The organism is Pseudomonas sp. YuFO8 (genome assembly GCF_035065025.1).
Classification (GTDB): domain Bacteria; phylum Pseudomonadota; class Gammaproteobacteria; order Pseudomonadales; family Pseudomonadaceae; genus Aquipseudomonas; species Aquipseudomonas putida_AE.
Genome location: NZ_JAXDEQ010000076.1, coordinates 1 through 9025 on the forward strand (window position 1 = coordinate 1; position 9025 = coordinate 9025).

The 9025-nt window shown below is 61.6% G+C and carries 4 protein-coding genes and 1 pseudogene; 1 reads left to right on the top strand and 4 read right to left on the bottom strand.

The window, feature by feature from the left end; all coding sequences use genetic code 11:
• Nucleotides 1-451 precede the first annotated feature (451 nt).
• Entirely contained in the window at nt 452-2704 is a 2253-nt protein-coding gene (gene katG / locus SOP95_RS30985) for a catalase/peroxidase HPI (protein ID WP_323609458.1), read from the top strand.
• Between the two features lie 61 nt (nt 2705-2765).
• Here katG and SOP95_RS30990 read toward each other — a convergent pair whose 3' ends face one another.
• The 4 genes and pseudogenes from SOP95_RS30990 to SOP95_RS31005 all read right to left on the bottom strand — a co-directional run.
• Nucleotides 2766-4763 (bottom strand): peptidase U32 family protein, encoded by a 1998-nt coding sequence (locus SOP95_RS30990; RefSeq protein WP_323609459.1) that lies wholly within the window; start codon nt 4761-4763, stop codon nt 2766-2768.
• Between the two features lie 234 nt (nt 4764-4997).
• Entirely contained in the window at nt 4998-5378 is a 381-nt protein-coding gene (locus SOP95_RS30995; protein WP_033044524.1) for a RidA family protein, read from the bottom strand.
• A 97-nt stretch (nt 5379-5475) separates the two neighbouring features.
• Entirely contained in the window at nt 5476-8286 is a 2811-nt protein-coding gene (locus tag SOP95_RS31000) for an amino acid adenylation domain-containing protein (protein ID WP_323609460.1), read from the bottom strand.
• A gap of 131 nt (nt 8287-8417) precedes the next feature.
• A pseudogene (locus tag SOP95_RS31005) lies at nt 8418-8795 on the bottom strand (helix-turn-helix domain-containing protein); the annotation flags it as partial.
• Between the last annotated feature and the right edge of the window lie 230 nt (nt 8796-9025).

The following is a 9025-nucleotide window of genomic DNA, read 5'->3' on the forward strand; positions in this document are numbered from 1 at the left end:
ACAAAACATTATAGGAACCCGGCTTGCCGGCGAAGGCGGCCTTGAGTATTGCGCTGGTCTCTCGGGCCTCTTCGCTGGCGATACGCCAATGACGCTTTCATAGGAAACATTTCGAGGCGTAATTTTCAGGCGCCTTGAAAGATTCCACCTATCGACTACAAATACTCCAGCTATTAGCCGTCTGCCCAAGGGCGGTCTAGCCTTAACTAGCGCCGGTGCGGTCTGGCCGGCCCAGACCTGATAAGAAGATAAAGCAGGAGTCAGAAACCGACTAGGCATACCTGGGTCATCGCGTTGGTTACTCGCTTGCCAGTGCCGCGATGCCCGTTTGGCCACGATGATCAGTTGATCGACTTGCTGGGCCAACAGCCTGAGTCATTGATTTCACTCACCGCTATCGGACCTCAACCGGGACGATGGCTGAATGAACACGACCAAAGGTAGCTCACAGATGGGAACTGAAACGAAATGCCCGTTCAATCACGCCGCTGGTGGTGGCACCACGAACCGCGATTGGTGGCCGAACCAGCTTAATCTGAAGATCCTGCACCAGCACTCGTCCCTGACCACCCCCACGGACGCGGGATTTGACTACGCCAAGGCATTCAAGGAACTGGATTTTGCCGCGGTCAAGCGTGACCTGACCGCCCTGATGACCGACTCGCAAGACTGGTGGCCGGCGGATTTCGGTCACTACGGCCCGCTGTTCGTGCGCATGGCCTGGCACTCCGCCGGCACCTACCGTACCGGCGATGGCCGCGGCGGCGCCGGCTCTGGCCAGCAGCGTTTTGCACCGCTCAACAGTTGGCCGGACAACGTCAGCCTGGACAAGGCCCGCCGCCTGCTGTGGCCGATCAAGCAAAAGTATGGCGACAAGATTTCCTGGGCCGACCTGATCGTCCTGACCGGTAACGTCGCGCTGGAATCCATGGGCTTCAAGACCTTCGGTTTTTCCGGCGGCCGGCCTGACGTCTGGGAACCAGACGAAGATGTGTACTGGGGCTCGGAAAAAAAATGGTTGGGTGGCGACACCCGATACGACTCAAAGCAAGAACCGGCACAAGAACCCGGCGAAGGCCCGCTCGTCGCCGAACCCGGGGAAAATGAGGAGAGCCGCACCGATCAAGGCCGCAATCTGGAAAACCCTTTGGCGGCCGTGCAAATGGGCCTGATCTACGTGAACCCGGAAGGCCCGGAAGGCAACCCGGACCCGGTGGCCGCCGGCAAGGACATCCGTGAGACCTTCGGCCGCATGGCCATGAACGATGAGGAAACCGTGGCGCTGATTGCCGGCGGTCACGCGTTCGGCAAGACCCACGGTGCCGGCCCTGCCGACAACGTCGGTGCCGAGCCCGAAGCGGCTGGCCTGGAAGAACAGGGCCTGGGCTGGAAGAACAAATTTGGCACTGGCAAAGGCCCGGACACTATCACCAGCGGCCTGGAAGTGACTTGGACCACCACGCCGACCCAGTGGAGCAACAACTTTCTCGAAAACGTGTTCGGCTTCGAATGGGAACTGACCAAGAGCCCCGCGGGCGCTCACCAGTGGACGCCGAAAAACGGTGCCGGTGCCGGGATCATCCCCGACGCGCACGACCCGTCAAAACGCCGTAATCCAACCATGCTGACCACCGACCTGGCGCTGCGCTTCGACCCGATCTACGAGCCGATTTCCCGGCGTTTCCTGGAGAACCCCGATCAACTGGCCGACGCCTTCGCCCGTGCCTGGTACAAGCTGATCCACCGCGACATGGGCCCGCTCTCACGCTACCTCGGCCCGGAAATGCCTAATGAAGAACTGCTGTGGCAAGACCCGATTCCTGCCGTCGATCATCCACTGGTCGACGACAGTGACGTCGCGGCCCTGAAAAGCAAGCTGCTGGCCTCGGGCCTGTCGGTCTCGCAACTGGTCTCGACGGCGTGGGCGGCGGCCTCCACCTTCCGCGGTTCGGACAAACGCGGCGGTGCCAACGGCGGACGTTTGCGCCTGGCCCCACAGAAGTTCTGGCAGGCCAACCAGCCCGACCAACTGGGGAACGTGCTGGCGAAACTCGAAAGTATCCAGCAGGAATACAACGCCGGCGGCAAGAAAATCTCCCTCGCCGACCTGATCGTCCTCGCCGGTAATGCGGGGGTTGAACAAGCCGCGAAAAATGCCGGGCACACGATCACGGTGCCGTTCACGCCGGGGCGCATGGACGCTTCCCAGGAACAGACCGATGTCGAGTCGTTCGGTTTTCTCGAACCGATCGCCGATGGCTTCCGCAATTACCTCAAGGGCAGATACAGCGTATCGGCGGAGTCGCTGTTGATCGACAAGGCGCAGTTGCTGACCCTGACCGCGCCGGAAATGACCGTGCTGATCGGCGGTCTGCGCGTGCTCAAGACCAACGCCGGAAACACCTCCCACGGCGTCTTCACTACGCGGCCCGAGGCACTGACCACCGACTTCTTCACCAACCTGCTGGACATGGGTGTGGAGTGGAAACCGGTGTCGGACGCCCAGGAAGAGTTTGAAGCGAGCGATCGCAAGACCGGCCAGAAAAAGTGGACGGGCACCCGAGTCGACCTGGTCTTCGGCTCCAACTCGCAATTGCGCGCGCTGTCGGAGTTCTATGCCAGTAATGGCGAGGAGAAGTTCATCAAGGACTTCGTGGCGGCCTGGACCAAGGTGATGAACCTTGACCGCTTCGACCTGAAGTGAGCTGAACTGCGAGGGGTGAGTTGGCGAGCGCGCAGCCTTTGACTGCGCGCTCGCCGATCACTCAGTGGGGCGCGCGGTGGATGGTCTTGAGCAGGTCTTCGGGGCTGATGTGCCCGACGACCTGTTGCACGCTGCCCGGTTGCGGCAGATCGAGGATGTGCCCCTTCATCTTGCCGATCACGTGCATTTCGCAAGGCTTGCAGTCGAATTTCAACGTCAGCACTTCATCGCCGTGGATCAACTGCATTGGCGCGACCTTGGTGCGCACGCCGGTCACGCCCTTGGCCTGCTTGGGGCACAGGTTGAAGGAGAACCGCAGGCAGTGCTTGGTGATCATCACTGGCACTTCACCCGTCTCTTCATGGGCCTCGTAGGCCGCATCGATCAGCTTGACCCCGTGACGGTGATAGAAGTCGCGGGCCTTCTGGTTGTAGACGTTGGCCAGGAACGACAGGTGCGATTCCGGGTACACCGGTGGCGGTGTGGTCTCGGCTTTACGGCCACCCCGTGGATGGGCCGCGATGCGCGCCACGGTGAGTGCTTCGATCACTTCGCGGCGCAAGGCCTTGAGCTGCGAGTTGGGAATGAAGAACGCCTGCGGCGCGTCCAGCTTGATGTTGGTGGCGTGGTACTCGGTGGTGCCCAGTTGGCCCAGCAGATCGTGCAGCTGCTCCAGGGCCTGCTCCGGCTTGTTGGCCACGCCGAACGGACCATCCAGGGCCACACTGGCGCTGATGCCCTCTTCGCTGGTGGCAATCAGTTCCAGGCGCTCTTCACGCAGGCGCGCCACCCAGGAAAGACCGATCCGGCGCTCGGCGGAGGTCTTTTGCAGCGCCTGGGCCCAGTTGTGATCCAGGTTGCGGCTCAACGGGTGATTCGGGCGCAACTGGTGCAAGCCCTTGGGCATCTCGTTCGGCTCGACGCGGTAGCGATAGCGTTTCTCGCCGTCTTCTTCGAATTCACCTTTTGGCTCGGCGATGTTCGTCCGCCAGCCCACCACTTCACGCTTGACCAGGACGTTGAGGCCGTCACCGTTGGACAGCGGCTCGTGGGTGACCACCAGCAGATCGCGCTTGCCGACTTTTTCCACCACGCCCACCGGCAGGCCGGTGAAGGTTGGCGAGTCGAAGGCGCCGATGTCGATCTTGCGCTCGCTGACGAAGTAGTCGGTGCTGCCACGGTGGAAGGTCTTGTCCGGATCGGGCAGGAAGAAATGCGCGGTGCGGCCGCTGGACGCGCGGGCCAGGTCCGGGCGGTCTTCGAGCACGGCGTCCAGGCGCTGGCGGTAATAGGCGGTGATGTTCTTCACGTAGCCCATGTCCTTGTAGCGCCCTTCGATCTTGAACGAGCGCACGCCAGCTTCCACCAGGGCGCGGATGTTGGCGCTCTGGTTGTTGTCCTTCATCGACAGCAGGTGCTTCTCGTAGGCGATCACCCCGCCCTTCTCGTCCTTGAGGGTATACGGCAGGCGGCAGGCCTGGGAGCAGTCGCCGCGGTTGGCGCTGCGGCCGGTGTGGGCGTGGGAAATGTTGCACTGGCCGGAGAACGCCACGCACAGCGCACCGTGGATGAAGAACTCGATCGCCGCGTCGGTTTCGTCGGCGATGGCGCTAATTTCCTGCAGGTTCAGCTCGCGGGCCAGTACCAGTTGCGAGAAACCGGCCTGGTCGAGGAATTTCGCCCGCTCCAGGGTGCGGATGTCGGTCTGGGTGCTGGCATGCAGCTCGATCGGCGGGATGTCCAGTTCCATCACGCCCAGGTCCTGGACGATCAGCGCGTCGACACCGGCATCGTACAGTTCGTGGATCAGCTTGCGGGCCGGCTCCAGCTCGTTGTCGTGCAGGATGGTGTTGATGGTGGTGAATACCCGGGCGTGGTAGCGATGGGCGAACTCCACCAGGGCGGCGATATCGCTCACCTCGTTGCAGGCGTTATGCCGGGCGCCGAAGCTCGGGCCGCCGAGGTAGACGGCATCAGCGCCATGCAGGATGGCCTCGCGGGCGATCGCCACGTCACGGGCGGGGCTGAGCAATTCCAGGTGATGTTTGGGCAGGGACATAATATTTTTTAGTCAGGCTGTCACGGTCGAGGCGCGCATTGTAGCGGTGAAATGCCTGAGGGGCACCCGTGTACTGCCAGGTGGCGGCTTGCGGGTGCGAAGATGCAGCTTCGCGTACCAAAAAACCCTTGTAGGAGCTGGCTTGCCAGCGAAGGCGGCCTTGAGTATTGCGTTGCTCTTTCTGGCCTCTTCGCTAGCAAGCCAGCTCCTACAGTTTCGCGTGTGGGATTACGATCAGGCTTTGGCAGCCATTGCGGTGACTTCCACGCGCATCCCTTCGACCGCCAACGACGCCACGCCCACCGCAGCGCGCACCGGCCACGGTTTGGCGAAGAAGCGCTTGTAGACCTCGTTGAACGCGGCGCGGTCGGCCATGTCGGTGAGGTAGATGGTCAGGTGCAGCACCCGGTCCATGGAACTGCCGGCGCGCTCCAGCGCCACTTTCAGCGCTTGCAGAGTGCACTCGCTTTGCAGGGTGATATCGCCCAGTTCAAGGCTGCCATCGGCACGGGTCGGAATCTGGGTGGAGACCAGCATGCCGGCGAAACCGGCGACGTCTGAGGAAATGGAGTCCGCATCGGGATCGGGAACGAAGGTCAGGTCTTGGTTTGCCATGGGGGTCTCTTGCTTGAGGTGGTAAGTCGGCGGCGCGCGCATGTCAGCAGCGGCATGCACGGCGCAACGCCTGTTGCGCCGCCAGTTTACGGAACCGTCACGCCACCCGCTCGATTTTATCCGCACCACGCTTCTTGCCGTCGCCATTGCCGCGCATCATCACCCAGCGCACCACCTTGTTCCAGACATACGCCACCGCCACGCCACCGACGACGGCGAGCACCACCGCGAGCAGCGGATAATCGCCGAGGCGCCGGGCCACCGACAGGAACTGGAAGTGCGTCAAGTAGATATACAGGGTCGAGGAGGCAATCAACGCCATGCCCCGCGCCATCAGACCGGGTACGGGAATGGACCGGACCCAGATCACCAGGAGCGCGGCAGGCAGGGCGATATCGAAATGGCTCCAGATCTCGCCGGCGAACGGTCCATACCCCAACATGGCCACCATGTCCTGCCAACCCACCACCAGGACGGCAACGGCACTGACGATCCACTTCTGGGTGGTCGTACTGGCACTGTGAATGGCCATGCCGAGCACCATGATCGCCAGGTAATGCTGTGGCACCCGATTGAACAGCGCGCTCGCATCGAACACATAGAGACTGATCAGCACGTCAGCCACCGCCAACACGCATGACGCGATGACAAAACAACGAAACGGGTCTGCACTGATGATGTTTCTCACGCGCTCGAACGACAGCGCGAACCCGATGATCACCAGCATCTGCACCAGCAGTTCTATGTACCAATAGGTGAAGACACCGACGCTATCCGCTGTAAACCAATTGGAAATCAGCAACAGTGATTGCCAATGCACTTTGTCGAACAGCAATTGCACCAACACCGTATAGAGGATCGTTGGCACCGCGATACTGGCAACGGACTTCACCAGCGTGCGCACGCTCCCGTACTCATTGATGGCCTTGAACTGAAACCTCGCCAGGCTGACCCCGGAAATCAGGAACAGGGCCATGGTTTCGCCGAACACCGGCCACGGCGAATACACATTGAAATGCCCCATCACAATCAACACGATGGACACCACGCGTAAAAACACCGGCACTTCCATGGCCCGGATCGAAAACCGCGAGGCCTTGGTGTCGCTGGCCAGTTCACACAATTCAACGACCGGGATCATTTCCCATTGATCGGGCAGATGGCCGATCAGCTCTTCCAACACCATGGAAGCCTGCACGAACGAGAGTGAATCCCCGCCCAGCTCAACGAACGTCAACTGCGGATCGATACGCGGCACTTCAAGAATTTCCGCCCATGCCTGGGACAACTTGAGCGCCAGCGGCGACAGGTCCTGGCTGGCATTGACGGGGGCCGCCTGGTTGTCGACCAGCGCCTGCAACGCCCGCTTGTCGATCTTGCCGTTGGGCGTCAGTGGAATGGACTCCACGAACACGAACAACGCCGGCACCATGTAGTCGGGCAGCGCCTGCCCCACCTGCTCACGCAGTTCAACCGCTGCAACCGGCTTGGCTGCAACGCAGCAGGCCACCAGCTTCACGTTCGAACGGTCGTTGTCGGCCAGCACCACGCACTGTTTGATCCGCGGATGCCTGGAGATCGCACCTTCGATTTCAGCGAGCTCGATGCGATGGCCGCGAATCTTCACCTGGCTGTCGCCGCGCCCCCGGAACATGACACTGCCATCGGCAAGGTAGGTGCCCAGGTCGCCGGTTCGATAGCAGATGTCTCCCTCGGCCCGGGTAAAGGGGTTGACCACGAACTTTTCCTTGGTCAGCGCTGCATCACCGTAGTAACCCAGGGACAGATACGGGCTGCGTATCAGGATCTCCCCGACTTCGCCTTCGCCGACCAACCGATTGGCCTCATTGACCAGCAACAGTTGCGCGCCTTCGATACCTTTGCCCAGCGGGATCCTTGAATTGTCGAGCGCGGGATCGATCTGATGGTAAGCCATCGCCTGGGGCGTTTCGGTCGTGCCGTAGAAGTTGACGCTGATGGCGTTGGGGGCGATGGCGCAGATTTGCTGGTACAGGGTGTTGCTCAAGGCATCCCCGCCCCAGAACAGGTAGCGCAGGTCATCGAACTGCAAGCCACTGATCTTCGCCCCGGTTTCAATGAGTTTGCCCAAGGGCGGCGTGAGGTGAATGACGGAGATCCCGTGCTGGTGTATCCATTTGGCCAATGCGGCTGGATCGATAACGGTCGACTGGGCCGGGATCACGACCTTTGCGCCAATGGACAGCGGCGTGAACACGTCCCTGTAGACCGGGTCGTGACCCAGCCCTGACAGCAGGGAAAAGCAACTGTCCCTGGTCAACGAATGACGCTGGCTATGCCATTCGATGAAATGCACCAGGGGCGAGTGATGGGTGACAATCCCCTTCGGCTCGCCGGTACTGCCCGAGGTGAAGGTGATATAGGCCGGGTCTCCAGGATTGACCTCTGGCAAGCCCCTTGGCTCGACGGCGAAGGCCTTCAGCACGTCGCCGGGCATTTCAGGGATATTGACCAAGCGTATCGCAGACGATCGCCGGGGATCGAGCTCGAACGCGGCCTCGCCGCAAACGAGGACAAAACTCGGCTCGAGCACATGGATGATCTGCTCGATGCGCGCACGGGGATAGGCCATGTCGGCAACGGTGAAGGTCAAGCCGGCGCGCGAGGCACCGAGCATGGCGTAGACCAGCCCCGCACAGCGCCCGGAGACGATAACCACCCGGTCGGATGGCCTCGCGCCCTGTTCAAGCAGAAAGCCCGCCAGGCGCTGGCTGATCGCTTCCAGTTCGCCGTAGCTGCACGTGGCGTGTTGGGAAACCACCGCCACGGCATCGGGCGTGCGTCCGGCGTGCTGCAGGAAGTCCATGAAAATCGGACGTTCGACACAATACTCCAGGTCCAGCGTCGGGTTTGGGCGCGCATCCTGCATATTATTGATCGACTCCCCAGGGCCTGTACGAGGTAGACACGACGGGACGCTGGCAAACCAGAGACTCCCCCCAAGAAGCTAGCACAGCTGCCGTGGCCCGCCAGTGCGCCGGCCAACATACGCTGGCCGCGTTATCCTCTCCACTGCCGGGGACTGACCCCGGTCTTGCGGCGAAACGCCCGGGCCAGTGCCGAAGGGCTTTCATAACCGACCTCTTCGGCGATCAGGGCAATGGGCTTGCCTTCACCCAGGCGCTTCTGCGCCAGGCTGATGCGCCAACTGACCAGATAATCCATCGGGGCCTGCCCGACCACCCGTTTGAAGTGCTCGGCGAAACTGGCCCGGGACATGTTGGCCGCCACCGCCAGGTCGGCCACGCTCCAGGCCTTGCCGGGCGCTTCGTGCATTTGGTTCAAAGGGCGCGCCAGACGTGGATCGGCCAGGCCGGCCATCATGCCCGGCTGCTGATCGCGACTGCTCAGGATGTGGCGCAACAACAGGATCAAAACGCTGACCCACTACCTGAACAACGTCGCCCTGACCGATATCGATTTTCCGGCTATCGACGGCTGAACCACCCTGCTGCTGGCGGCTAGCGATAACGGCGTAACGGCCACCATCGCATCGCCAGCAAGCCGGCTCCTACAGATGCGCGTAATGCCCCAAATCCAACAGCATTTACAAATCCTGTAGGAGCTGGCTTGCCAGCGATGGCGGCATCACGGCCACCATCGCATCG

Coding starts and splice junctions, on each gene's coding strand:
- SOP95_RS31000 (WP_323609460.1), bottom strand. CDS start 8,286: ATGCAGGATGCGCGCCCAAACCCGACGCTGGACCTGGAGTATTGTGTC.
- katG (WP_323609458.1), top strand. CDS start 452: ATGGGAACTGAAACGAAATGCCCGTTCAATCACGCCGCTGGTGGTGGC.
- SOP95_RS30990 (WP_323609459.1), bottom strand. CDS start 4,763: ATGTCCCTGCCCAAACATCACCTGGAATTGCTCAGCCCCGCCCGTGAC.
- SOP95_RS30995 (WP_033044524.1), bottom strand. CDS start 5,378: ATGGCAAACCAAGACCTGACCTTCGTTCCCGATCCCGATGCGGACTCC.